This is a genomic window from Natronomonas salsuginis (assembly GCF_005239135.1).
Lineage (GTDB): Archaea > Halobacteriota > Halobacteria > Halobacteriales > Haloarculaceae > Natronomonas > Natronomonas salsuginis.
In genome coordinates this window covers 524,565-546,682 of sequence record NZ_QKNX01000002.1, presented here as the reverse complement: position 1 = coordinate 546,682, position 22,118 = coordinate 524,565, and the positions used below count along the sequence as shown (strand labels likewise).

At 64.5% G+C, this 22,118-nt stretch carries 27 protein-coding genes and 1 tRNA gene; 12 read left to right on the top strand and 16 right to left on the bottom strand.

Annotated elements, in window-relative coordinates; all coding sequences use genetic code 11:
* The first annotated feature begins 37 nt into the window (after nucleotides 1-37).
* Nucleotides 38-112: transfer RNA gene (locus DM868_RS07580), tRNA-Met, on the top strand.
* Between the two features lie 126 nt (nucleotides 113-238).
* On the opposite strand, the gene hpt is transcribed toward DM868_RS07580, so the two are convergent.
* From hpt to DM868_RS07565, 3 genes are read right to left on the bottom strand one after another with little or no spacing between them, the layout of a single operon-like run.
* Nucleotides 239-808, bottom strand: coding sequence for a hypoxanthine/guanine phosphoribosyltransferase (gene hpt, locus DM868_RS07575; RefSeq protein WP_137276257.1), 570 nt, complete (start codon nucleotides 806-808; stop codon nucleotides 239-241).
* Between the two features lie 60 nt (nucleotides 809-868).
* Entirely contained in the window at nucleotides 869-1,942 is a 1,074-nt protein-coding gene (locus DM868_RS07570; RefSeq protein ID WP_137276256.1) for a DHH family phosphoesterase, read from the bottom strand.
* A 56-nt stretch (nucleotides 1,943-1,998) separates the two neighbouring features.
* Complete coding sequence (locus tag DM868_RS07565) at nucleotides 1,999-2,436, bottom strand: universal stress protein (RefSeq protein WP_137276255.1); 438 nt, start codon at nucleotides 2,434-2,436, stop codon at nucleotides 1,999-2,001.
* A 160-nt stretch (nucleotides 2,437-2,596) separates the two neighbouring features.
* On the opposite strand from DM868_RS07565, the gene DM868_RS07560 reads away from it, so the two are divergent.
* Nucleotides 2,597-3,031, top strand: a complete 435-nt coding sequence (locus tag DM868_RS07560) for a universal stress protein (protein WP_137276254.1) — start codon at nucleotides 2,597-2,599, stop codon at nucleotides 3,029-3,031.
* 110 nt (nucleotides 3,032-3,141) lie between these two features.
* On the opposite strand, the gene DM868_RS07555 is transcribed toward DM868_RS07560, so the two are convergent.
* Together DM868_RS07555 and DM868_RS07550 are read right to left on the bottom strand one after the other, a co-directional pair.
* A complete protein-coding gene (locus tag DM868_RS07555) occupies nucleotides 3,142-3,672 on the bottom strand; it encodes a GNAT family N-acetyltransferase (protein ID WP_137276253.1) in 531 nt (176 codons plus the stop codon).
* Nucleotides 3,669-4,037, bottom strand: coding sequence for a universal stress protein (locus DM868_RS07550; protein WP_137276252.1), 369 nt, complete (start codon nucleotides 4,035-4,037; stop codon nucleotides 3,669-3,671). Before DM868_RS07550 ends, DM868_RS07555 begins: the two co-directional genes overlap by 4 nt.
* A 115-nt stretch (nucleotides 4,038-4,152) precedes the next feature.
* On the opposite strand from DM868_RS07550, the gene DM868_RS07545 reads away from it, so the two are divergent.
* A complete protein-coding gene (locus DM868_RS07545) occupies nucleotides 4,153-4,791 on the top strand; it encodes a DUF5806 family protein (RefSeq protein WP_246049032.1) in 639 nt (212 codons plus the stop codon).
* Here DM868_RS07545 and DM868_RS07540 read toward each other — a convergent pair.
* Together DM868_RS07540 and DM868_RS07535 are read right to left on the bottom strand one after the other, a co-directional pair.
* Nucleotides 4,788-6,056 carry a dihydroorotase gene (locus DM868_RS07540; protein ID WP_137276251.1) on the bottom strand — a complete coding sequence of 423 codons (1,269 nt, stop codon included), beginning with the start codon at nucleotides 6,054-6,056 and terminating at the stop codon, nucleotides 4,788-4,790. The genes DM868_RS07545 and DM868_RS07540 overlap by 4 nt on opposite strands.
* A 32-nt stretch (nucleotides 6,057-6,088) precedes the next feature.
* Nucleotides 6,089-6,796: a lipoyl protein ligase domain-containing protein gene (locus tag DM868_RS07535; RefSeq protein WP_222845496.1), complete on the bottom strand. Its 708-nt coding sequence runs from the start codon at nucleotides 6,794-6,796 to the stop codon at nucleotides 6,089-6,091.
* Between the two features lie 51 nt (nucleotides 6,797-6,847).
* Between DM868_RS07535 and DM868_RS07530 the strand changes: the two genes are divergently transcribed.
* Nucleotides 6,848-7,681 (top strand): hypothetical protein, encoded by an 834-nt coding sequence (locus DM868_RS07530; protein WP_137276250.1) that lies wholly within the window; start codon nucleotides 6,848-6,850, stop codon nucleotides 7,679-7,681.
* Between the two features lie 136 nt (nucleotides 7,682-7,817).
* Here DM868_RS07530 and DM868_RS07525 read toward each other — a convergent pair whose 3' ends face one another.
* Nucleotides 7,818-8,336 carry a DUF367 family protein gene (locus DM868_RS07525; RefSeq protein WP_137276249.1) on the bottom strand — a complete coding sequence of 173 codons (519 nt, stop codon included), beginning with the start codon at nucleotides 8,334-8,336 and terminating at the stop codon, nucleotides 7,818-7,820.
* Nucleotides 8,337-8,420: 84 nt separating this feature from the next.
* Here DM868_RS07525 and DM868_RS07520 point away from each other — a divergent pair, with 84 nt between their 5' ends.
* Nucleotides 8,421-8,765, top strand: coding sequence for a nuclear transport factor 2 family protein (locus tag DM868_RS07520; protein ID WP_137276248.1), 345 nt, complete (start codon nucleotides 8,421-8,423; stop codon nucleotides 8,763-8,765).
* A 24-nt stretch (nucleotides 8,766-8,789) separates the two neighbouring features.
* On the opposite strand, the gene serS is transcribed toward DM868_RS07520, so the two are convergent.
* A complete protein-coding gene (gene serS, locus DM868_RS07515) occupies nucleotides 8,790-10,166 on the bottom strand; it encodes a serine--tRNA ligase (RefSeq protein ID WP_137276247.1) in 1,377 nt (458 codons plus the stop codon).
* Nucleotides 10,167-10,259: 93 nt separating this feature from the next.
* On the opposite strand from serS, the gene DM868_RS07510 reads away from it, so the two are divergent.
* Nucleotides 10,260-11,162 carry an MBL fold metallo-hydrolase gene (locus DM868_RS07510; protein ID WP_137276246.1) on the top strand — a complete coding sequence of 301 codons (903 nt, stop codon included), beginning with the start codon at nucleotides 10,260-10,262 and terminating at the stop codon, nucleotides 11,160-11,162.
* A gap of 52 nt (nucleotides 11,163-11,214) precedes the next feature.
* Nucleotides 11,215-11,868 (top strand): CRISPR-associated protein Cas4, encoded by a 654-nt coding sequence (locus DM868_RS07505; RefSeq protein ID WP_137276245.1) that lies wholly within the window; start codon nucleotides 11,215-11,217, stop codon nucleotides 11,866-11,868.
* Here DM868_RS07505 and DM868_RS07500 read toward each other — a convergent pair.
* The 3 genes from DM868_RS07500 to DM868_RS07490 are packed head-to-tail and all read right to left on the bottom strand — an operon-like array spanning nucleotide 11,863 to nucleotide 13,279.
* Nucleotides 11,863-12,462, bottom strand: coding sequence for an L-threonylcarbamoyladenylate synthase (locus DM868_RS07500; protein ID WP_137276244.1), 600 nt, complete (start codon nucleotides 12,460-12,462; stop codon nucleotides 11,863-11,865). The two genes, DM868_RS07505 and DM868_RS07500, sit on opposite strands and share 6 nt — an antisense overlap.
* Nucleotides 12,459-12,974: a redoxin domain-containing protein gene (locus tag DM868_RS07495; protein ID WP_137276243.1), complete on the bottom strand. Its 516-nt coding sequence runs from the start codon at nucleotides 12,972-12,974 to the stop codon at nucleotides 12,459-12,461. The genes DM868_RS07500 and DM868_RS07495 overlap by 4 nt, the downstream gene beginning before the upstream one ends.
* Nucleotides 12,971-13,279 carry a glutathione S-transferase N-terminal domain-containing protein gene (locus tag DM868_RS07490; RefSeq protein ID WP_137276242.1) on the bottom strand — a complete coding sequence of 103 codons (309 nt, stop codon included), beginning with the start codon at nucleotides 13,277-13,279 and terminating at the stop codon, nucleotides 12,971-12,973. The genes DM868_RS07495 and DM868_RS07490 overlap by 4 nt, the downstream gene beginning before the upstream one ends.
* Nucleotides 13,280-13,399: 120 nt before the next feature.
* On the opposite strand from DM868_RS07490, the gene DM868_RS07485 reads away from it, so the two are divergent.
* Both DM868_RS07485 and DM868_RS07480 read left to right on the top strand, forming a co-directional pair.
* Nucleotides 13,400-14,788, top strand: coding sequence for a hemolysin family protein (locus tag DM868_RS07485; protein ID WP_137276241.1), 1,389 nt, complete (start codon nucleotides 13,400-13,402; stop codon nucleotides 14,786-14,788).
* 124 nt (nucleotides 14,789-14,912) lie between these two features.
* On the top strand, nucleotides 14,913-15,305 hold the full coding sequence (locus tag DM868_RS07480) for a hypothetical protein (protein ID WP_137276240.1): 393 nt from the start codon (nucleotides 14,913-14,915) through the stop codon (nucleotides 15,303-15,305).
* 20 nt (nucleotides 15,306-15,325) lie between these two features.
* Here DM868_RS07480 and DM868_RS07475 read toward each other — a convergent pair whose 3' ends face one another.
* Nucleotides 15,326-16,501 carry an inorganic phosphate transporter gene (locus tag DM868_RS07475; protein WP_137276239.1) on the bottom strand — a complete coding sequence of 392 codons (1,176 nt, stop codon included), beginning with the start codon at nucleotides 16,499-16,501 and terminating at the stop codon, nucleotides 15,326-15,328.
* A gap of 107 nt (nucleotides 16,502-16,608) precedes the next feature.
* On the opposite strand from DM868_RS07475, the gene DM868_RS07470 reads away from it, so the two are divergent.
* Nucleotides 16,609-17,208 (top strand): IMPACT family protein, encoded by a 600-nt coding sequence (locus DM868_RS07470; RefSeq protein WP_137276238.1) that lies wholly within the window; start codon nucleotides 16,609-16,611, stop codon nucleotides 17,206-17,208.
* A gap of 96 nt (nucleotides 17,209-17,304) precedes the next feature.
* Here DM868_RS07470 and upp read toward each other — a convergent pair whose 3' ends face one another.
* Nucleotides 17,305-17,976: a uracil phosphoribosyltransferase gene (gene upp, locus DM868_RS07465; protein ID WP_137276237.1), complete on the bottom strand. Its 672-nt coding sequence runs from the start codon at nucleotides 17,974-17,976 to the stop codon at nucleotides 17,305-17,307.
* A 105-nt stretch (nucleotides 17,977-18,081) separates the two neighbouring features.
* Between upp and DM868_RS07460 the strand changes: the two genes are divergently transcribed.
* Nucleotides 18,082-18,786, top strand: coding sequence for a DUF5828 family protein (locus tag DM868_RS07460; RefSeq protein ID WP_137276236.1), 705 nt, complete (start codon nucleotides 18,082-18,084; stop codon nucleotides 18,784-18,786).
* Nucleotides 18,787-18,808: 22 nt separating this feature from the next.
* Here DM868_RS07460 and DM868_RS07455 read toward each other — a convergent pair whose 3' ends face one another.
* Entirely contained in the window at nucleotides 18,809-19,312 is a 504-nt protein-coding gene (locus DM868_RS07455) for an ACT domain-containing protein (RefSeq protein WP_137276235.1), read from the bottom strand.
* Nucleotides 19,313-19,457: 145 nt separating this feature from the next.
* Between DM868_RS07455 and DM868_RS07450 the strand changes: the two genes are divergently transcribed.
* Nucleotides 19,458-19,886 (top strand): PaaI family thioesterase, encoded by a 429-nt coding sequence (locus DM868_RS07450; protein ID WP_137276234.1) that lies wholly within the window; start codon nucleotides 19,458-19,460, stop codon nucleotides 19,884-19,886.
* A 16-nt stretch (nucleotides 19,887-19,902) separates the two neighbouring features.
* Here DM868_RS07450 and DM868_RS07445 read toward each other — a convergent pair whose 3' ends face one another.
* Entirely contained in the window at nucleotides 19,903-22,116 is a 2,214-nt protein-coding gene (locus DM868_RS07445; RefSeq protein ID WP_137276233.1) for a (Fe-S)-binding protein, read from the bottom strand.
* Between the last annotated feature and the right edge of the window lie 2 nt (nucleotides 22,117-22,118).

Sequence of the window (22,118 nt, the reverse complement as noted above, 5' to 3'; positions counted from 1 at the left end):
CACAACCCTTAATTGGCGGACCCAACTACGAGGTAGTAGCGGGATGGGATAGCCAGGAGATTCCGCCGGGCTCATAACCCGGAGACCGGACGTTCAAATCGTCCTCCCGCTATTCTCTCGGCAGACAATATCTGTTAGTCGTTGAACCGGGTTTCGTACGATGGATCGCACGCCATGTTAACACCACAAACTGTGAGCTAATCGTCCGATAACGATACCGAAGCAGAAAGCGAAACCCTCAGTTGTCGCCGGTCTGATCGATGATCACGACCTCGCCGTCCTCGACGGTGACGTTGATCAGCGTCTTGGCGCTGTAGGGTGACTCGTCGAGTTCGTTCGCGCCGTCGACCTTCTTGATCACGGCGACGATGTCGACGATGTTCGCACCGATGTCCTCAAGCGCTGTACAGATCGCCGAGAGGGTCCCGCCGGTCGAGAGCACGTCGTCGAGGACCAGAACGTTGTCGCCCTCGTCGACGTCGTTGATGTACATCTGATTCTCCGAGTAGCCCGTGCGCTGGAACAGCGGCGTTTCGCCTTCGAGTCCGTACTCGCGCTTTCGGATGACGACGAGCGGGATATCGGTCATGAGCGAGACGGCGGTGGAGATATGGATCCCCATCGCGGCCGGCGTGACGATCTTGTCGACGTTTTCGAGCTGAGCCTTCCGAATGATCTTGATGACGATCTCGCGGAGCAGGCTCGGTTTGAGCATCGGCACGCCGTCGCTGATCGGATGGACGAAGTAGTGGTAGTCGTCCTTCTCGACGATCGGCGACTCGAGCAACGATCGCTGAAGCTGATCCATACACCGGGTACCGGGAGATACGGGTAAAGCCTGACGGTCCAATCCGACCGTGGCGGGCCCTCACTCGGTCGATTCTGCCGAATCGAGCGTCGAGAAGGCGTCGAGAATCGTCCGTTTCGTGATCGCACCGTGGGTCGTCCAGTGATGGGCGTAATCGAGCATATCATCGTAGATGTCGGGTTTACAGCCGGCGGCTTTCGGATGGCCACCGCCGTTGACCTGCCGGGCGACCTCGTGGCAACGCTCGAATCGGTCGGTGCCGCGAATCGACGCCGAACCCGCAGGTTTTACGATCACCGACGCGTCCGCACCCTCCTGTCGCATCGCCTCCGCGACCTCGTTCTGTGAGCACCGGCCGTAGGTAACGCCGACCGTCCAGTCACCGACTTCTCGGTACTCCGCGCGGTCGATCGCCTTCTCGATGAGCGCCTCCTTCTCGATCCGCTGTTCGTCGATAAACGACGTGACCGATTCGGGCAGATCCGCGCCGTGTTCGACGACCGTCCCGATGTACTCCTCGGGATCGGTCCAGTAGGCGTAGTCGGCGAGGTCGTCGCTACGCGGGTCCTCGCGAAGCCACAGGTCGTGGTCGCGGGTGACGGCGGCGAGATCGACGTAGCGCTCGTCGAAGTCGTGTTGCAGCGCCTCGAGCGTCACGTCAGTCGTACAGACGGCGTCCGAATCGCCGACGATCAGTTCGGCGTGTTCGGAGACGGCGGCGGCGAGCGCGTCGTCCCACTGGTGGTGATCGAACCACCGGATGCTGTCGGCCAACTCGGCGACGGCCGGCAGCGCCTCGATGTCGCGTTCGGAGTCCGGACAGAGGTCACAGACGAACAGTTCGACGTTTGGTTCGCCGTACTCAGCGACGTATTCGAACGCGTCGTCGATCTCGTGGGGACTCGTAGCGAGGAGTCCGGCGGTCCCGAAAGCGACCCGTATCAGGGCCACGCAGCCCAGCCCATCGGCGTCGGGATCCGCGACGACGACCCGCTCGACCCCCGAGAGCGCTTCCTTTGCCTCTCGCTCCGCAACGGTCTCATTGAACGAGTCCGGAATGAAAAATCCCTCACCCGGGAGCAGCGACCGACGATACAGCGGGATCGTCCCGTCGTCGATGAGTCGATCATCCATACGCAACGACTGGGTGGTGGAGTCATAAGCCTCCCGTTCAACGCCGGCGGTCGTCACTACTCCAACTGGCGGACGGTCAACACCGGCATCGGGCAGGTTCGGACGACGTGTTCGGCGACGCTTCCGAGGACAAACGAGTGCTCGCCGCTTCGGCCTCGCGTCCCCATCGCGATCCCATCGGCGTCAACGTCGTCGACGTACCCCACGATCTCTTTTCCTGGACGGCCGACTCGAACGGCCGTCTCCAGCTCGACGGGGTCGTCGAGCGCTCGGTTCGCGTCGGCGATCCGATCAAGCGCTTCCGCGCCCCGCTCGTCCAGCGCGCTGCGAACGTCTTTCTGTACCCGTTCGGGAAGCGGCTGGACGCGGCCCTCGTTGACGACGTAGAGCGCGTGTACCGTGGCGTCGAACCGGCGAGCGAGATCGAGCGTACAATCGACGGCCCGAGACACGCTCTCGGAGCCGTCCGTCGCTACAACCACCGTCTCGAACATGCGTTTGGGTGGATTCGCGGGGATCATAAACCCATACACTCTCCGCCGGATACGCGTGTCGCCCGGTACGATTCGGACAGCTGGCGGCCGTCGAACCGCGACGATGAACACATAACCGACATCGGGTGCCTTTTATGTCGGTGTCTCTCGAAGCCCGGATATGGAGATCGATACGGTACTCGTCCCGGTCGACGGCACCCGGGCGGCGATGGACGCCGTCGAATACGCCATCGCGATCGCGGAACGCTACGGCGCGTGCGTTCACGCTCTGTATCTCCTCGGAGAGAACGCGGCGGGCGTGATGAACGATGGGAGCGTCGAGGCCGAGGCCGTCGCGGACCGAGGAGAACAAGTGATGGCAGGCATTCGGGCCGCGGCTGGAACCGTTCCCGTCGACCATTCCTCTGCATGCGGGTTTTCGGTCTCCAGACTGAGCCAACATCCCGGGAGCGTCATCCTCGACGTCGCCGAGATGCTGGACGCGGATTTCATCGTCGTCCCCCGAGAACCGGTTACGGGCGACATGGAGGCCGTGATCGAGAAGGCGGCCGAGTACGTGCTCGCGTACGCCTCTCAGCCGGTGCTCTCGGTGTAAACCGCACGGTCGCCGAACGGACCGCGAATCGATAGATCGATATGCGGTTTGTTTCGGTCTCGGAACATCCAACTGACGCGAACGGGAGCAACTCGAAAGGTGTCGAACGGTCAGTCGTCTTCGAGCAGTTTCGTCGCCATCTCGAGCTCAAAGCTGCCGTCGTCTGTCGGGACGAACCCGACCTTCCGGTACAACGCGATCGCGGGTTTGTTCCAGCGTTCGACCGTCAACCAGACGTACTCGACGCCGTCCGCACGCCCGGCACCGAGGAGGCCCTGTATCAGTTCAGTGCCGATTCCCGCGTTCTGGTACTCGCCGAGCACGAAGATCGCGAGCTCGAACGCACCCTGTCCGTCCGGAACCAAGAGCGCGTGTCCGATCGGCAGCTCTTCGTGCCAGCCGACGACGTTGATGCAATCATCGACGAGGAGTTTGTCGAGCCAGCTTCGGATCTGACTCTCGCTGGTGGGGGGAATCCCCTGTGCGCGGTCCTCCGGATCGAACCGACGATACATTTCGAGGAGCGTGTCGACCCCACCGTCGTAGCGACGGACCTCGATGTGTCGGCCGGTCCGGTCCTCGAACGAACGCGGTGGGTCGTCGTACGGTCCCGCCACGTCATCAGGGTATTCGCGAGTCATCGGATGAGCGTCACCGTCGTTCTGGCGTTCAACAGGACGAACTCCGAGATCGACCCGAGCTGAACCTTGCCAAGCGGGCTCGTTTCCCCGCCGCCCAGCACGATCCGATCGTACGAGCCGCGCTCGGCGAGTTCGAGCAGTTGGCTTCCCGGGTGGCCGGACAACGTCCGTATCTCCGCCTCGAGTTCGACCGCGTCGAGAACCTCGCCGACGCGCTTTCGGAGCTCCGCTTTCGAGAGCGATGCATCGGGGTTTTCGACGATCGCGATCGTCAGCTCGTCGCCGGCCTCTTTGGCCCGCTCGACGGCCTGTTCGAGAGCGCGGAGCGAATCCTCGCTCCCGCCGATCCCTAACAGCGTTTTCATATCTGGCCCTTACTCCCCGAAAGCAAAAGCCTCCCGCCTGCGGACGGACCCGTTCGTCCGTCAGCCGTCAGACATCGCCGATACGCTTTTTCGGCGGCGGCTCGCTACGTTCGGTATGGCCGAGGACGCGCAGGCGAGGGTCGATGGGGACCGAACCGAGACCGGTGTAAACGACGGCGACCGACCGACCGACGAGCCGGCCGCCGAAGACGTCCCGGCGGACGTCCGCGAGTACGCCCGATTTTCGAAGATCGACGGGGCGACGTACGAGCGAGCCAACGAGTTCCTCCGCGATCGAACGTACATCACCGCCCGCGAGTGGGCAATGGCGCGTCTGTGTGCGGATTTCAGAACCGAAACCGGCGTCGAGATGACCAAGATCGGGCAGAACCTCCCGGAGCTCGTCCCGTTCATGACCGACACGTACAGCCCACAAGCCGTGAACCAAGCGCGATCGTCGTTCGACGGGAAAGTCCGGAAGGCCGGTGCGACGTTCCTATACGGCGCGATGTGTGATTTCTACACCGCGGAGGAACTCGACGAGTTGATGTACGAGATCACGGAGGTCGCGAAGTTCCTCCTCGAGGTCGAGGGCGTCGAGCTGACCGTCGACGAGGAGCTGGACGCCGAAGAGCGGATTTCGAGCGTGATGCGCGAGGTCAGAGAATCCTCGGCCGCGCTGCGGCACGACGAGTTGTGCTGTCCGAACTGCGGCCACGAGATGGATGCGAAATCGACCGAAGCGGACGATTAACCCCAGACCCGGACGTTTCGCCCCGAATGATCGGCGAACGATCCACCGCAGAAGACGACCATCCCGCGAACCGTCGTCAGTTCAGGGAAGACGCCGCGTCGGCCCTCGAACGGTGTCCAGTCACACTTCGAGTGGAGCTGTGTTCCTCGAATGTCGGTACTGGCGTCCGGATCGACCAACACGAGATCCGCATCGAACCCCTCCTCGATGCGACCCTTCGATTCGAGACCGAAGATATCCGCGACGTTCGTAGCGGTCACGTTGCGAACACGTTCGTAGCTGATAGTCCCTCGGCGAGCTTGCTCCAACAACAACGGGAGCGCGGTCTCGACGCCCGGAACGCCGCTCGGGGTGTCCCAGATGCTCGCGTCCTTCTCTTCGAGCGTGTGAGGTGCGTGATCCGTCGCGACGATGTCGATGTCGCCCTCGACGAGCCGCCGGAACATCCCGACGCGCCGATCCTCGCTCCGGAGCGGGGGATTCATACGTCCGAAGGTCCCGAGTTCGTCGAGATCGTCGCGCGACAAGAACAGATGGTGTGGCGAGACTTCGCAGGTCATCCCCGCATCCGCGGCGATATCGACGCCTTCGGGGGTCGATGTGTGGGCAATGTGGACGGTCGAACCGAGGCGCTCGGCGACGCCGCAAGCGTGTTCGATCGCTCGCATCTCGGCTTCGGCAGTGCGATAGGCGCTCCAGGCGTCGGCGTCGGTGCGATCTCTGACCGACTCGTCGAACAGCGTCGCGTCCTCGGCGTGAACGGTGACCGGGATTCCCGCATCGCGAGCGCGTTTGATCGCGTCCTCGAACAGATCCGTTTCGATCCCCATCTCGCCGGTCGAATCTGCGAGGAACACCTCTCCAAGCGCACCGAGCGGTTTCGCGAGGAGTTCATCCGGATTCCACTCGTCAGTCACGCCGCCGTTGATCGCGTACTCGACGAGCGACGCGGCCGCGAGTTCGGCCTTTCGGTTGTAGCTCTCGGCGTCGATCGTCGGCGGGTCGGTGTTCGGCTGATCGAAGACCGTCGTGACACCGCCCGCGGCGGCGCTCTTCGATCCGGTGGTCCACGTTTCCTTGTGCGAGAAGCCCGGTTCGCGGAAGTGAACGTGCGCGTCGATCATCCCGGGTAACAGGAGCTTTCCGTCGGCGTCTATCGATTCATCAGTGGCATCGAGGTCAGTCCCGACCGCCGCGATCGACTCCCCTTCGATGCGGACGTCGCGCACTCGTCCGTCGGCCAGCGTCGCGTCGCGAAAGAGCATTGCTACGTCTCCTCGGTCGAAGGTCGTAAGCCTCACGGACCGTCGTAGTCGGTCAGTTCGGTCGCCGCGATCACGGGTGGATCAGGCGTTGGCGCGAACGCCGCCTCGATGGCACGGGTAACCGCTTCGGGATCGTCCGGGCCGCCGGCAGTCGAAACCGACCCGACGGAGTTCGGATCGAACGGGAGGTCCAGCGCCGCGTAGATGGGATCGAGCACGTCGGCGATCGCGCTTGTATCGGATGCGCGGACGATGACACAGCCGCCGACGAGCGCGCTCCGTTTTCGAATCCGCTGGGCGATACCGGCGATTTTGCCCCCGCCCTGCACCGAATGCTCTCCCGGACAGAACGATCGATCGGGCTCGCCGTGCGAGACCGTCGCGCCGAGGTCATCGAGTGCGTCGAGTAGAGAGTCGGTGGCCTCCCGATACCGGCTGTCGATACCACCGCGCCCCCCGTCGAGCGGGATCGCGTGGGCGAACGCGACCGTGCAGCCAGTGTACGCGACCGCACTTCCGCCGACGGCCCGCTCGACCGGGTCGTACCCGCGTTTGACGGCGATCTGTCGCGCGTGAGTGTATCCGTCGGCGGTCGTGTCGCGACGGCCGAAGGCGACCTGTCGCGGCGGCGTCCACGTGCGGATGACGGATTCACCGGTTTCCGAAGCGAGGCCAGCGAGCGCGTCGGTCACCGCTCGGTCCCGAGCGACCTCGCCTATCGATCCACGAACCAGACACATACGAGCCGTACGTGGCGACGAGGCTAAAACGGTACGGGACGAACGGCGCGCATGGTCGTGGTTTCGGCGGACGCGATCCGCCAATACGAGCGCTTTTCGCTCTACAACTCGCCGTATCCGGCGCACGACGCCGGCTGCGCCATCGATCTGTATCCGGGAGACGACGTGGCGATCTCGCCGGTCGCCGGCACCGTTCGGGCCGTTCGAACCGTCGGCTGTCCGGCGCAACCGTACGCCGTTTCCGAGGACCACCTGATCCTCCTCGACTGTGGGACGTACGTCGCCCGGATGCTCCACGTCGAGCCGGCCGTCGAGGCCGGCGACCGGGTGGAGGTCGGCGATCGGCTCGGAACGTTGATCCGCTCGGGCTTCTTCGGTCGCTGGGTCGACAACCACATCCATCTCGGATTCCGGCGTCCGGAGCAGAACCACTACCGAGCGAGCGGCTCGCTGCGAATCGAACCGGACGTGTCAGTAACCGGCCTCGGGTGGGACGGAACAGGAACCGTCGTCGAAACGGGAAAAACGCACGTCCAGCTCGATGCGCCGATCCACGCCGACTCGGGGTTCGGCGCGCTCGCCGACGACGACGGCGTTCCGATCGATGGCGGACTCGCCCACTACAGCGGCGGTGGAGTGCTGCAACGAGCTGCCGGAGAGCGGTTGCTCCTCGGGACGCCGATTGGAACGGCCGACAGACGGAACGTTACGTGGGCAGATGTGGCGGTATACGCCAACGATCGGCGCGCGACTGGCCTCTCGCTTTTCGCAGCGCAACGCCCGTTTGGGGCGAAACTGGTGTTTCGCGCGGGTCACGAGTTCTCCGTGAACGACGAGCTCACGGTTCGAATCGAGCCGACGGACGAACCGGTACGGTTGGGCTGACAGCCGGCACCCGCTCACTCGGTCCCGTGGCGGTGTGCCGGACACCCGCCGTGGTCGCCACGGACGACGCTCACGTCACGCGGCGAAGTGGCCGCCTCATGGCATATAAACAGTCGGCGACGATCCGTGCTGACGATCAGTCGTCGAGGTACTCCGATTGGATCTCGACGACCTCCGTCGAGTCCGAGCAGTCCGCATACCGTCGAAGCGGCTCGTCGTTCAGTTCGAGGAACGTGTGTCCCCACCGGAACTTCCCGAGAATCTCCTCGGCGCGGTCGCGGTGACCGAGGATACAGAGCGCTCCGGCGAACGCCTCGACGGTGTTGAGCTGGAACGGTGTCCCGTAGTTGACCGGGTTCGCGGCGACGAGAAACGGGAGGGAACGGTGGGGGCCGTCGAGTTTGAACGCCTCGGCCTCGGCGGTTTCCCACGAGCAATCGAGGGCGACGAGTCGGCCGTGGCTACCGGCGCGATCGCTGTCGGCGTCTCGCTCGTCGTCCGGCGAAAGCGCTCGATCTGCGTACGGGTCGAGAACGATCCCGGACGGCGTCGACCGGGCGGAGCGGTGCAGCGTCGCCAGATCGAAGCGGGCGAGCTTTCGCGCCGAGCACTTCTCTGGATCGTCGTCGCCCTCATAGCGCACGTGTAACTCCACGATTGGGGTTGCCGTCGGGCGAACAAAAGTCGCTCGCCCGGCGGGCCGCGGGATATATCTCCGTGGCGCGGCACCGGTTCGGATATGGACGGTGCCGAACGCGTTCGAGCATACTACCGGGCGATCGACGAGGACGAGTACGGGACGCTGACCCGGCTTCTGGCCGGTGGCTTCGTCCACCGGCGGCCCGATATGACCATCGAGGGGCGCGAGGAGTTCGTCTCGTTCATGAAGATCGATCGGCCCGATCGGGAGACCACACACGAGATCGAGTCCGTTTACCTCGAAGCCGACACCGGGAGGCTAGCGATCGAGGGGCGGTTGCTCGACGCCGACGGCGGGGAGTGGTTCCGATTCGTCGACACCTTCGAGCAGGTCGAATCGGGGATCAAAAGCGTCCGAACGTACACCGATCTCGGTCCCGACTAGAAGCCCCTTAGAGGCGATCGCCGCTCACTCACCCCGACCTAGCGCGGATTCGCCGACCGGCGACTGTCCGTCGATTCGCTCGGCACCACCCATGTGCGGTCGCAACGCTTCGGGGATCTCGACCGTGCCGTCCGGGTTCTGGTAGTATTCGAGGATCGCGACGACGACGCGCGGCACGGCGAGTCCCGAGCCGTTGAGTGTGTGGATGTACTCCGCGGACTCGTGTTGTTCGGGGCGGTACTGGATACCGGCCCGGCGCGCCTGAAAGTCTTCGAAGTTCGAGACGGAGGAGACTTCGAGCCACCGACCGCCGACCGCGGGACCGTCGTCCATGTCGTCGCCGGGGGCCCAGACCTCGACGTCGTACTTTTTCGCCTGCGTGAACCCCATATCACCGGTGCACATCTCGAGGACGCGGTATGGGAGCCCGAGGCGTTCGAGGACGACGGTCGCCTCGGCGAGCAATCCGTCGAGTCGCTCGTAGCTTTCGTCGGGTCGAACGAAGTTCACCATCTCTACTTTGTTGAACTGGTGGACCCGGACGATTCCGCGCGTTTCGGTGCCGTGTTCGCCGGCCTCACGCCGGAAGTTCGGCGTGTACGCCTGGTGTTTGAGCGGGAGATCGTCGTCGAGGAGGATCTCGTCGCGGTACATGTTCGTGACGGGGACTTCCGCCGTCGGGAGCAGCCACAGATCGTCGTCGTCGTACGGCTCGTCGTTGTCCCCGCCGAGCCGGTAGGCGTCCTCGACGAACTTCGGGAACTGGCCGGTCCCACGCATCGACGCGGAGTTGACCGGAATCGGCGGAAAGATGTCGGTGTATCCGTGCTCCTCGCGGTGGAGGTCGAGCATGAACTGGACGAGCGCGCGCTCCAGTCGCGCGCCCTCACCCTTGGCGAAGTAGAAGCCGCCGCCGGAGACCTTCGCGCCGCGATCGAAGTCGAGTATCTCAAGCTCCTCGCCGAGATCGTAGTGCGGGACGACGGGGTCGGGAAGCTCCCGCAAATCGTCGAATCCCCACCGATCCACTTCGACGTTGTCGGCTTCGTCGTCGCCGACCGGGGCGTCCGGATGGGGGACATTCGGAAGTTCGACCAGCGTAGCTTCGAGTTCCGATTCCAGCTCGTCGGCGCGGGCTTCGAGCTCGTCGAGTTCCGCTTTCAACTCGCTGGAGCGTTCGATCGCCGCCTCGGCTGCCTCTTCTTTCCCGTCGCGTTTGAGCTCGCCGATCTCCCGTGAGACCTCGTTTCGCCGGCGTCGCAGGTCGTCACCCGTCGCCTTGAGGCCGCGCCATTCGTCGTCGATCTCGAGGATCCGATCGAGGTCGACGTCGACGCTCTTCGTCTCGAGCGCGCGTCGGACCTCGTCCGGATGTTCCCGAACGAACTGCCTCGATAGCATTTGGCGTCGGTTCGCCACGGCGTGGCAAAGTCGTATCGATCGAACGGACGGCCGGAACGGGGAGTTTTAGTAGCGGACGGCAGAACCGTCGGTATGGGAGTCGGTGACGTACACGCTGTGGAGTCGGTCCCGGACTGCTACTACGTGGACACGGGAATGTACGATCGGGCCGAGTACGGCACGGTGTACATATACGATACCGATCGCCCCGCGATACTGGATACCGGAATCGGGGCTGACCGCGAGCACATCTTCGGCGCGCTCGACGAGATCGGGATCGGGCGCGAGGAGTTGGAGTACATCATTCCGACGCACGTCCACCTCGACCACGCCGGCGGTGCCGGATTCATCGCCGCGGAGACCGACGCCGATGTCTACGTGCACGAAACTGGCGTGGATTTCATCGTCGACCCGACACGCCTTTGGGAGGGAACTAAAGAAGCCGTCGGCGATCGGATCCGATTCTACGCCGAATCCGAACCGGTCCCCGCCGACCGCGTCCACCCGCTCGAAGAGGGCGATACGATCGACCTCGGGGCGGCGACGCTCGACGTCTATCATGCACCGGGCCATGCGTTCCACCAGGCGATCTTCCACGACGCCGATGCCGAGACGGTGTTCGCGGCCGACGCGGCCGGCATCTACGTTCCGGCGCTCGACGCGATCGCCGAGACGTCGCCGCCACCCGGATTCGATCTGGAGGGTGTCATCGCCGACGCGCGCCTGATCGACGACCTGAATCCGAGCACGATCTGTTACGGGCACTTCGGGCCGGCCCCCGCCGACGGACGGATCGAGGAGTACATCGACATGACGGAGCTGTGGGTCGAAACGATCGACGAGATGCGGGCCAGACTCGATGTCGCCGAGATCGCCGAACGGCTGACCGAGCGATCCGAAACCACCGCGGTGTGGGGCGAACGAAACGCCGGCGAGGAGATCGAGATGAACGTCCGCGGCGTCCTGCGGTACCTCGAGCGGTCCGACGGGGAGTAACGGTCCGTCCGGCATCCGACGGTTTATATACCGACACCGGACCAGACCGCCCATGGAAGCGTTCACCGATCTCGCGACGGCGGCGTACTGTCCGCGCAAGCTCTACTACCGACGCCTTCGCGACGAGTTCGACGTCCCCGATCGCGTTGCCTCGATCCGAAACCTCGCGTTCCGCTACGGCGAACTGCTCGACCCGACGAGTGATCTGCACGCCGAGCCGATCGCCGTCACGCCGACGGACTACCGGTCGAACCTTGGACGTTCGAAAGCGCGTCTCGATCGGTGGGCCGACCTCGTCGATCCGCCCGAGACGCGAGTGTTTTTGCGGGGGAAGGACGCGAACGGGATCGCACACAAACTGCTCGCCGAGCCCGCCGTTCCGGTCATCGTCTCGCCGGGCGAGCCGCCCGAACGCGGCGTCTGGGAACCCCACGCCGTGTGGGCGACCGCGGCCGCGAAGGCGCTCTCGTGGGAGCGCGGCGAGATGGTCGAGGCGGCGTACGTCGAATACCCCGCACACGGCGTCGTTCGGCGAGTCGGGATGACGACCCGACGGAAGGCCGTCTATCGGAAAGCGCTCCGGACCGCCGACTCGATCGACGGGCCGCCGCCGCGGCTGCGGAACGACTCGCGGTGCCGAAGCTGTGCGTATCTCGACGAATGCGGAACGAAGACGCGGTCGCTTCGCTCGCGGCTGTCGTTATGAATCGGCGTCGGAGTGCTCGGCCAGCCACGCGTCGATCTCCTCGGCGAGCGAGCCGCGCCGGACGATCCGTCCCGCGGAGACATCGACGACGGTGCTTTCGCCGCCCGCCGTCTCGCCGCCGTCGACGACGGTGACGCGCTCGAGCAGTTCGGGTGCGATCTCGTCGACCCGGCGCGCGTTCGGTTCGCCGGATCGGTTCGCGCTGGTGGCGGTGATCGGACCGGTTCGACGGGCCAGTTCGCGGGCAATCTCGTGGTCCGGGACGCGAAGGCCGACGCGGTCGTGACCGGCAACGAGCACGTCCGGAATCCGTTTCCTCCGCTCGACCAACACCGTCACCGGCCCCGGGAGGAACCGCTCGCAGAACCGACGCTCCCGGTCGGTCATCCGGGTGTAGTCGGCGGCCGCCGACAGCTCCGGCAACGCCATCGAGATCGGCTTATCCCGCGATCGGCCCTTGGCCTCGAAGACCCGTTCGACGGCCTCGGAATCGAGCGCGTTCGCCCCGAGACCGTACACCGTCTCGGTCGGATAGACGACGAGGTCGCCGCGTCGGATCGCTGCGACGGCGTCGGTGAGATCCAGGGCGCTCACAGATCCTCGATCGCCGCTTCGATCTCGTCGTACGGCGGGAACTCGGGCCACTCGGTCGCGACCCAGCCGGTTTCGATCGTCCGATCCTCGTCGATGACGAAGACCGCGGGTCGGGGCTCCTCGATGCCGGCCATCCCGTCGAGTTCGTGAGCGATCCCGTATCGCTCGGCGACGCCGTTGCCGGGGTCAGAGAACAGCCGGAACGGCTCGACGTCCCACTCTTCGAGAAACCGAGCGTGTTCGTACGGCGTCGAGATCGAGAGGCCGACGACCTCGGCGTCGTACTCGTCCCACCCCCGGTCGCGGATCTCCTGCCAGATGTACGTCGCCGGGAAGTCGCCGTCCATCGGGTGAAAGACGAGGACGACCGGTCCGTCGTCCGTGAGCTCCGAGAGCGAAACGTCCTCCCAGAACTCGTCGTTGACGAGCGGACGCGTGAAGTCGGGCGCTTTCTCACCGATTTCGGGGTGATCTGCCGGGGCGAGCTCGACGACGTCGAACGACAGTTTCATTCGACCGTCCCCCCGTCAGCCGCGCTCGCGGTGGACTCCGCCGAGGCGGCGATTCCCTCGTCGTACGTCGTTTCGAGATACTCGACGATGTTCGCGCTCTCGCTCATCGTCACGCCGGTTCGCTCGTCGACGAGCGCCGGTACTGTCCGCGCGCCGGTGAGTCGCTTGACGACGTCACGCCGCGAGTGGCGGGCCTCGACGAACCGCGACCGGTAGGGGATATCGAGGTCGTTCAGCACGCGGGTGACGCGTTCGCAGAACGGACACGCCTGCAGCCGATACACCGTTATGTCGGGATCGCTCATGGAGGGCGATAGGGCGTCGCGTCGTCTAAGTGTATCGCCGTTTGGCGACGGACGCGAACAGCCACGACGAGGTATCATGACAAACCTTAATCTCACCCCGCATCAAGGGCGTACGTCCAGATGGGCTCTCTCGCGTGGAATGTCGCCACAGTCGTGATACAGGCCGCCCCGAACGCTGGTGAACTCCCGGTGAGCGACACCGCCGTCGTGATCATCGGTGGGACGGTGATTCTGCTGCTGTTGGCGCTCTCGGCGTTTTTTTCCTCCTCGGAGATCGCCATGTTCTCGCTGCCGCCCCACCGGGTCGACGCGCTGGTGAGCGACAACGTTCCGGGGGCGGACATCCTGGAGGATCTCAAGGACGACCCTCACCGATTGCTCGTCACCATCCTCGTCGGGAACAACATCGTCAACATCGCGATGTCTTCGATCGCGACGGGGCTACTCTCGTACTATTTTTCCCAGTCGGTCGCCGTCCTCTCCGCGACGTTCGGCATCACGGCGTTGGTGTTGCTCTTCGGCGAGAGCGCGCCGAAGTCCTACGCGGTCGAGAACACCGAATCGTGGGCGCTCCGCGTCTCGAGGTCGCTAAAGATCTCGGAGTACCTCCTGTTGCCGCTCATCGTCACCTTCGACTATCTGACGCGGCAGGTCAACCGGGTCACAGGCGGGCGGGCGGAGATCGAATCGACCTACGTCACGCGAGAGGAGATCCGTGATATCATCGAGACCGGCGAGAGAGAGGGCGTCCTCGAGGAGGACGAACGCGAGATGCTCCAGCGCATCTTCCGGTTCACCAACACTATCACCAAGGAGGTGATGACCCCGCGACTCGACATGGACGCCGTCTCGAAGGACGCCACCGTCGATGAGGCGATCCAACAGTGCGTCCAGTCCGGCCACACGCGAGTCCCGGTGTACGACGGGAGCCTCGATAACATCCTCGGCGTCGTCCACATCTCTGATCTCGTCCGCGATTACGTCTACGGCGAGCACGACGGCGTCGCACTCGAGGATCTGATCGAGGAGACGCTGCACGTCCCCGAGTCGAAGAACGTCGACGAACTGCTCGCGGAGATGCGTGAACAGCGGATGCACATGGTCGTCGTCATCGACGAGTTCGGCACGACGGAGGGACTCGTCACGATGGAAGACGTCACCGAGGAGATCGTCGGAGAGATCCTCCAGGCCGGCGAGGAGGAGCCGATCGAGTTCGTCGGCGACAACGAGGCGATCGTCAAGGGCGAACTCAACATCGACGAGGTCAACGAAGCGCTCGATATCGACATCCCGGAGGGCGAGGAGTTCGAGACGATCGCGGGCTTCATTTTCAACCGCGCGGGCCGACTGGTCGAGGAGGGCGAACGCATCGAGTACGACGGGGTCGAGATCGGCATCGAACACGTCGAGAACACCCGGATCATGAAGGCCCGCATAACGCGAACCGAGGCGTACGAGCGACGGGAGCGCGACGAGGAGGAAGCGGAGCCGAACGAAACCGCAAGATAGCGCTTCGAAGCCGCTCGGTCTGGCGTCCCATGAAAAGGCATTTGCCTGAGCGTCGACACTGCGGTGGCATGTCTCCGAATGGTCCGAGTTGGTCCCCCATTCGCCGTCTCGGCGACTTCCAGCGGTGACGAGGAGCATCGCCCTCGGCGTTGGGTTCGCCCGCTACGCAGAGCTGGTCGACGCGAGCGGCCTGGTCTTAGATTCCCTCTCGACGTTCGGACTGTGGAGCATGAGTGCGGTATTGGTGCTGGTGGCTGCCCTCCCGCCAGCACTTGGACGCAGGGTGACGTATTCGTACGCGATCACGTTCGGAGCGCCGTTCGGGGCGGTATCGGTGATCGGGATCGTGTACGTCGGGACACGCCCCTCACAACTGGAGGTGTTCGGCTACGCCGCCCTGATCGGGATCGCCGCTGCGATCGTTCTCGGGACGATAGCCGGCGTGCCCGGCGTGGGGTTGAATCGCGCCGTGAGTCCGGCCGTCCGAGGAACGAGACGGAGAATGTCGAAGATCTGAGAATCCGCCCCTGCGGGAACTTACACCAACAAGACGGCGCTCAAGGCGGTGTACAGGCCGAAGCTGAGAACGCCCGCGCCGAGCAGCGAGCCGACCCACGCGAGAACGGTGTACCCGACCTTCCCCCGACTGATACCCCCGGAGCCGGCGGCAGCACCGGCACCGATGACCGCGGAGACGATGATTTCGTTGAAAGAGATCGGCACGCCGAGCAGGATGGCAGTCTGTGCGATCGCGAAGGAGGGGATGAGCGCGGCGATCGAGCGGCGCGGGCCGAGCGAGGAGTAATCCTGTGCGATCGCCTTGATCATCCGTGGAGCCGCCGTCCACGAACCGGCGAGCAAGCCGAGCCCGCCGCCGAACAGCAGTGCGATGAGCGGGACCGCGATGTCAACCGTATCGAACAGCGGCAACAGCGGCCCGAGCGCCAACCCGACCTGGCTCCCCCCGGCGGAGAAGGCGACCAACCCGCCGAGCGCCAACAGGAAGTGTCGCTGTCCAGCGGCCACGTCGGTACGCATGTCGACGGCCATGAGCGCAACGACGACGGCGGCAAGGACCACGGTCACGGCGATTCGACCGGGAGCGCTGGCTGCTATCGTTCCAGCGACGCTCTGGGTGGTGTCGGACGGCCCGAGCAGGACGAACTCCACGTTCGCGAGGATCGCCCCGACGAGTCCCGCGAGCGCGGGCGTCGCGACGGTTTCGGGGACCGATTCGTGTCGGAGCAGCTTCGTCGTCCCGTAAGCGATCCCGCCCCCGACGAACGGCGTCAGCGTCCAGACCGCCACGATCTCGGAGTACTTCGGCCACGCCGGCGCGCCGCCCATCGCCAGCCCCGCGCCGACGACGGCCCCGGTGACGGTAAAGGCAGTCGCGATCGGATAGCCGGTGAAGACGCCGACGGCGACCAACCCAGCCGCGATCGAGAGAGCGACGATCGCGGCGATCGGCGACAGCGTCGTTCCGACGACGAGGTCCCGGCCGACCGCCTCGGTGACGTTCGCTCCTTGCAGCGTCGCCCCGAGCAACCCGAGGATGCCGACAAAGAATCCCGCACGCATCACAGAGATCGCGTTCGCGCCGACAGCGGGCGCAAAGGGCGTCGACCCCGAGGACCCGGCGCCGATCGCCCACGCCATGAACAGACTCGCTCCCCCGGCCGCGAAAAACGTCGCGACGGTCGCTGCTTCCATCGGTAGCGGGTACACCATCCGAACGTATAAACACCCGTCGGACGCCGCAAGGACCACCCTCTCCCGACAGACGAAAGCGGTAAATTCGATCCGGACGAGAGGACATCGTGTCGGAACCGGACGCGTACCTGACGATCGACACCGCCTCGACTGCACGCTTTACCGTACAGGGTTCGGAGTTTATCGGCCACGCCGCGCCGGTCGAGACGGTCGAGGCCGCGGAGTTGTTCCTCGAGGACGTGCGCACGGAGTACGTCGATGCGACGCACAACGTCCCGGCCTACCGAGTTCGATCCGACCCGTTCAGGGAGTACGCTTCCGACGACGGCGAGCCGTCGGGGAGCGCCGGAAAGCCGATGTTGTCGGTGTTGCAGGGCCGGAGGATCGAAAACGTCTGCGTGGTCGTCACGAGATACTTCGGGGGAACGAAGTTGGGTGTCGGCGGCCTCGTCAAAGCGTACTCGACGGCGACGAAAGACGTACTCGATGCCGCGGAGATCGTCGAAAAGCGCCCACGAGAGCGGTTCGAGGCCGTCGTCGAGTACGACGACTCGGGGACGATACGGGGTATCCTCGAAAGCGAGGGCGTCGAGTTCGACGCGGAGTACGGCGAACGGGTCGTCTTTGACGTGTCGGTGCCGACGGCGGACGCCGAGGCCGTGATCGACCGATTGCGAAGCGCGACGAGCGACCGGGTCGAGCTGTGATCGCCCGCCGTCAGCCGTTCGTCTGACGTTTCGTCAGGAACCGAATCGCACTACTGCAGCGCCGTCCAGCGGAAGAGATGGGGTTGTATGGGGCGATCACGTACCGAAGGCCCGGTCGCCGGCGTCGCCGACGCCCGGCACGATGTAGCCGTCCTCGTCGAGTCGCTCGTCGATGCTGACCGTGAGGATGTCGGCGCTGGGGAACGCATCGCCGACGCGAACGAGTCCCGGCGGTGCGCTGACGGCGGACAGCACTACGAGTCGTTCGGGATCGCCCACCTCGAAGACCTCCTCGAGAACGGCGACGATCGTACTGCCCGTCGCAAGCATCGGGTCGGCGATGATCACGGTGTCGTCCTCGTCGATATCCGGGAGTTTGACGTAATCGATCGTGATTGGAAACTCGCCCCCCTCGTCCATGCCGGCCTGCTCGTCGCGGCCGGCGGAGATGACGCCCTGTCTGGCGCGGGGAAAGGCGCCGACGAGCCCTTCGACGAAGGGTGTCGCCGCCCGAAGCACGTTGACGATGACGACATCGTCGAGCCCCTTTACCACCTCACCGGTCGTCTCCGCCAGCGGCGTCGTGATGGAGACGTACTCGGTGTCCATCATCCCGTCGATGATCTCGAACCCGCAGAGGCGGCCGAGTTCGATGAGACCGTTTCGGAACGCCACCTGATCGGTGTCGCTCGATCGGAGCTTCGAGAGCGTGTGTTTCGCGAGCGCGTGTGTGATGACGTGTGCGTCACCACGGTCCTCGATGGGCATATCGATACAGCGGGTCGCCGCAAGCTTAAACCCCATCCGTTGAAGCGAGGGGCGGTGACGGTCAGGTCGATGGTATAAAGTCGTTCGACACGTATCCGTAGCCAGATGGACGTCGAGGAGAGCGTCTCTGGATTCAAAGTTCGGGGGAGTTGGGGAGAGATCGTCGAACACGGTGAGCGCATCACGCGGGCGCTGAAGGACCTGCGAGGCGACGACCGGCCGGTCGACGCCGAGCTTCTCGACGAGTGGGACGAGTGGCGACCGAAAGCGGACGAGCGCCTGGGTGAAGACGTCAGCCAAAAGACCGCAGAGAAGGCGAGCATCAGTGAGGGAGAGGGCGAAAAGGCCGGGAAAGCGCCCGACGAGGACCTCAAAACCGCCGGTGAGAAGCTCTCGGAGTCGTACGATCGACTCGAGAACCCGAGCGAGGCCGTCAGCGAGTGGCGAAAGTCGATAAACTACGTCGCGCGGGCGGCCGATTCGGCGACCCGAAAGGCCATCCGGAAGGTCGAGGGCGAAGTCTACGAGAAGGTGATGACGCAGATGTCACCGTACTACTTCGACAACGAACTGGTCAGCGCGAACCTCGATCGGGCGAACGCCGAGTCGGGCGATTACGCCTTCGAGATCAACGTCAACGACGACGATCTCAAGATACGGGTGTCGAACAAGCTCGCCGACTACGAGCAGTCGGTCGACAGGTGGCACGTCGACACGCCGAAGGAGACGGACATCGCCGAAGCCGTCGAGGGACACGCCCCGCGGGAATCGGAGACGACGGACGGCGGGTCGGACCCGAACCGGACCTGAAGGCCGATCGAACCGCGATCGTTCACTCGATCGAGAGCCGCCGAACGAACGGCAGATCGCGAAGTTCGTTGATGATGTCGCCGTCCAGATCTGCGTCCATGATGATGTAGAGCACCGGTTCGTCGGTAAACTCGGGATCCTCGCTAATCGTCTGTCGGATCGAGATGCCGTGGTCGGCGAGCAGCCCCGTCACCGTCGCGACGATGCCCGGTTCGTCGGCGTCGAGCACGTCGACCGTCAGCACCGTCAGATCCAACACGGGAGCGAGATCCCGAAGCGAGGGGATCGCCGAAATGTTCTGAAAGATGTGTTTGAGTTCCTCGTCGGTGAGAATGGCGTCCGTCGTCGCGTCGACGACCCGCCGATCGACGTCGATCTCGCGGGCGATCCCGGTGTTTGGGATCTCGATGCCGCCGGAGACGACACGTCCCTCGTCGTTGACGGAAAAACCCCGTTCGAGCAGCAGCCGGATGACAGCCTGCTGACTCGGACTGTCCTCGAACTTCCGCATGATCTCGTCGAACATATACCGTCATCGGGGCGGGGTGTGTTGTCAGTTACGTCCGAACGCGTGCATCGACCGACGTCGCGCCTCGTCGTAGTACGGTCGAGCGAACGAGATTGAGGCGTGAACCGAGCGTCCTTTTATCGGTGCGAAAGTGAATCGACCTATGGACGTCTCCGAGATGTTTGATCGCATGCCGTTCAACGACAGACTCGGCATCGAGCTGGTCGAGATCGGCGACGGCTACGCGATCGGCGAGCTCGACCTCGGTATCGAACACTCCTCGAACCCCGACCGGATGATCGCCCACGGCGGCGTCACGTACAGCCTGGCGGACACCATCGCCGGCGCCGCCGTCGTCGCCGCAAACGAAACCGTCACGCCGACGGTCGACATGCGGATCGACTATCTGGCTCCGGCGACCGGCGGCACACTCCGCGCGGAGGCCGAAATCGTCAGAAACGGTAACAGCGTCGCTGCGGTCGAAGTCACGATCACCGACGATCGGGGACGAACGATCGCGACGGCGAGAGGAACGTACAAAGCCAGCGGCGCAACCGGCGAGACGGCGTGGCGCGACGACCCGGCCACGTAGGTGATATCGGTGTCGTTCAGTCGTCTGCCGGCGCGGCATCGGAACTCGCGTCGGCATCGGTCGACGCGGATATCGTCGCGCCGCTCGTTTCGAGCGCCTCGACGATGAGTTCAGCGATGTCGACGATCTCGATGTCGTCCTCGAAGTCACCGGTCTTTCGCCCGTCCTCGTACATCGTCATACACATCGGGCAGGCGACGACGAACTTCTCGACCGCGCCACCCGCGTCGGTGTCCTCGAGCGCCTCGCGGAGGCGCTCCTCGCTCGGCTTCTCCTCCTCGTCGAGCTCCATCCATAGTCCGCCGCCGCCGCCGCCACAGCAGAAACTGTTGGCGCGGTTTCGGGGCATCTCGTGGAGGTCACAGCCGGTCGCCGTGACCAGTTCGCGGGGGGCCTCGTACTCGTCGTTGTACCGCCCTAGGTGGCACGGATCGTGGTAGGTGACCGTGTAGTCGAGTTCCGTCCCATCGAGCGCGACGGCGCCGGTGTCGACCAGTTCCTCGACGGCCTGCGTCCAGTGGTACACCTCGACATCGCCGTCTTCGTTCCAAAAGCCCTCCATCTCGAATTCCATCATGGGATCGTCGGCGAACTCCTCGAAGTCGATCTCCGGGTACTCGTTTTTGAACGTGTTGTACGAGTGCGGGTCCGTACAGACGATCTTTTGGTACTCGCACGCCTCGAAGGAGTCCACGAGCGTTCCGGCCTGTTCGAGGTAGAGGAACTCCTCGCCGACCCGGCGGATATCGTTACCGTCGTAGACCTCCTCCTCGTAGAGGATACCGACCTCGACATCGGCGTGTTCGAAGATCTTTGCGAGCGAGCGGGCGACCTTCTTGTTGCGGTCGTCGTAGCTCGGGTAATCGCCGACGTACCAGAGGTACTCGACCTCGGTCTCTCTGGCGTCGGTGACCTCGAACTCGAGGTCGTCGGTCCAATTAGCTCGCGCGCTGGGGGAGTCGCCAAACGTGTTGCCCTTCATCATCACGTTCTGGAAGACGTCCTGCATGCTCGGTTGGATGTCACCTTGATCCGTGAGCTGGCGGTTCAACCGCGTGAAGCTCTGAAGATGTTCGATCTCGACCGGGCAGGCGTCCATGCAGGCCATGCAGGCCATACAGGACTCCATGGTCGCGGCGTCGATGACGCCGCCGTCGGCGGCGACGATCTCTTTTTCCTCGCCGCCCTCGCGTTCGAGCGACTCGCGGTAGGATTTGAGGTCGAGGATCACGTCGCGCGGGTCGAGTGGACGACCCGACGCCTTCGCGGGGCAGACGGACGAACACCGGCCACACTTCGTGCAGGCGTCCTGGTCGAGCAGTTCCTTCCAGGAGAAGTCGTCGATCGATTCGGCGTTCGTCGCGTCGAGATCGGAGGGGATGCCGGGGAGGCGCGCGCCGGCCTTCTCGTCTCGGGTGACGACGTTGGCGAACGACGAGAGCATGTGGAACGGCTTGGCGTAGGGGATCGCGGCGATGAACAGGAACGCCAACAGCGCGTGCGACCACCACGCGACTGGATACACCGTCGCCGCTGCCGAGGCGTCCATCCCGAATGCGGCGAGGCCGAGCGCCGTCGCGGTGCCGACGAAGCTCACCGGTTCGACGGTCGGGATCGGCTCGCCCGCGCCGACGATGCGGAGCCCTTCGAGCAGGAAGCCGCCGACGCCGAGCGCGAAGAGCGACCACACGAGGAAGGCGTCCTCCCAGTTCGTGTGTTTGCCCCAGAGCCGCTCAGTTCGGACGACGTAGCGCCGCCAGATCGCGATGCCGAGCCCGACGACGAAGAGGAGCCCGAGGGCGTCCGTCACGAGCTGATAGGAGAGATAGAAATCGCCGACCCAGAAGGATTGTCGGTCCCCGAGCGCGATCGTGAACACGCGATACCACTCGTCGACGAAGAGGATCGTGGTCGCGATGAGGAGGGTCAGAAAGCCCCACAGGATGAACGCGTGCATCAGCCCGCCGACCAGATCTCGGTTGAATTGCTTTTCATTCGAGGCGACAATCTTCGCCGCCGAGGCGATACGGCCGGGCAGGTCGTCGAGGCGGTCGAACCAGTCCTCGGAGCCCTCCGCGTACCGCCCGAAGCGTCGGTACGTGCCGTGAGCGAAGACGAACACCGCGACCGTCGCGAGGAAGTAAAAGAGAACCTTCTCGTAGCTAGAGATGAGCCAGAAGGTCTTACGGGTGACCTCGTCCGCCGCCTGAGTCGGAATCGCCGGAAGCATAC

Coding starts and splice junctions, on each gene's coding strand:
- hpt (WP_137276257.1), bottom strand. CDS start 808: ATGGATCAGCTTCAGCGATCGTTGCTCGAGTCGCCGATCGTCGAGAAG.
- DM868_RS07570 (WP_137276256.1), bottom strand. CDS start 1,942: ATGGATGATCGACTCATCGACGACGGGACGATCCCGCTGTATCGTCGG.
- DM868_RS07565 (WP_137276255.1), bottom strand. CDS start 2,436: ATGTTCGAGACGGTGGTTGTAGCGACGGACGGCTCCGAGAGCGTGTCT.
- DM868_RS07560 (WP_137276254.1), top strand. CDS start 2,597: ATGGAGATCGATACGGTACTCGTCCCGGTCGACGGCACCCGGGCGGCG.
- DM868_RS07555 (WP_137276253.1), bottom strand. CDS start 3,672: ATGACTCGCGAATACCCTGATGACGTGGCGGGACCGTACGACGACCCA.
- DM868_RS07550 (WP_137276252.1), bottom strand. CDS start 4,037: ATGAAAACGCTGTTAGGGATCGGCGGGAGCGAGGATTCGCTCCGCGCT.
- DM868_RS07545 (WP_246049032.1), top strand. CDS start 4,153: ATGGCCGAGGACGCGCAGGCGAGGGTCGATGGGGACCGAACCGAGACC.
- DM868_RS07540 (WP_137276251.1), bottom strand. CDS start 6,056: ATGCTCTTTCGCGACGCGACGCTGGCCGACGGACGAGTGCGCGACGTC.
- DM868_RS07535 (WP_222845496.1), bottom strand. CDS start 6,796: ATGTGTCTGGTTCGTGGATCGATAGGCGAGGTCGCTCGGGACCGAGCG.
- DM868_RS07530 (WP_137276250.1), top strand. CDS start 6,848: ATGGTCGTGGTTTCGGCGGACGCGATCCGCCAATACGAGCGCTTTTCG.
- DM868_RS07520 (WP_137276248.1), top strand. CDS start 8,421: ATGGACGGTGCCGAACGCGTTCGAGCATACTACCGGGCGATCGACGAG.
- serS (WP_137276247.1), bottom strand. CDS start 10,166: ATGCTATCGAGGCAGTTCGTTCGGGAACATCCGGACGAGGTCCGACGC.
- DM868_RS07510 (WP_137276246.1), top strand. CDS start 10,260: ATGGGAGTCGGTGACGTACACGCTGTGGAGTCGGTCCCGGACTGCTAC.
- DM868_RS07505 (WP_137276245.1), top strand. CDS start 11,215: ATGGAAGCGTTCACCGATCTCGCGACGGCGGCGTACTGTCCGCGCAAG.
- DM868_RS07495 (WP_137276243.1), bottom strand. CDS start 12,974: ATGAAACTGTCGTTCGACGTCGTCGAGCTCGCCCCGGCAGATCACCCC.
- DM868_RS07490 (WP_137276242.1), bottom strand. CDS start 13,279: ATGAGCGATCCCGACATAACGGTGTATCGGCTGCAGGCGTGTCCGTTC.
- DM868_RS07485 (WP_137276241.1), top strand. CDS start 13,400: ATGGGCTCTCTCGCGTGGAATGTCGCCACAGTCGTGATACAGGCCGCC.
- DM868_RS07475 (WP_137276239.1), bottom strand. CDS start 16,501: ATGGAAGCAGCGACCGTCGCGACGTTTTTCGCGGCCGGGGGAGCGAGT.
- upp (WP_137276237.1), bottom strand. CDS start 17,976: ATGCCCATCGAGGACCGTGGTGACGCACACGTCATCACACACGCGCTC.
- DM868_RS07460 (WP_137276236.1), top strand. CDS start 18,082: ATGGACGTCGAGGAGAGCGTCTCTGGATTCAAAGTTCGGGGGAGTTGG.
- DM868_RS07455 (WP_137276235.1), bottom strand. CDS start 19,312: ATGTTCGACGAGATCATGCGGAAGTTCGAGGACAGTCCGAGTCAGCAG.
- DM868_RS07450 (WP_137276234.1), top strand. CDS start 19,458: ATGGACGTCTCCGAGATGTTTGATCGCATGCCGTTCAACGACAGACTC.
- DM868_RS07445 (WP_137276233.1), bottom strand. CDS start 22,116: ATGCTTCCGGCGATTCCGACTCAGGCGGCGGACGAGGTCACCCGTAAG.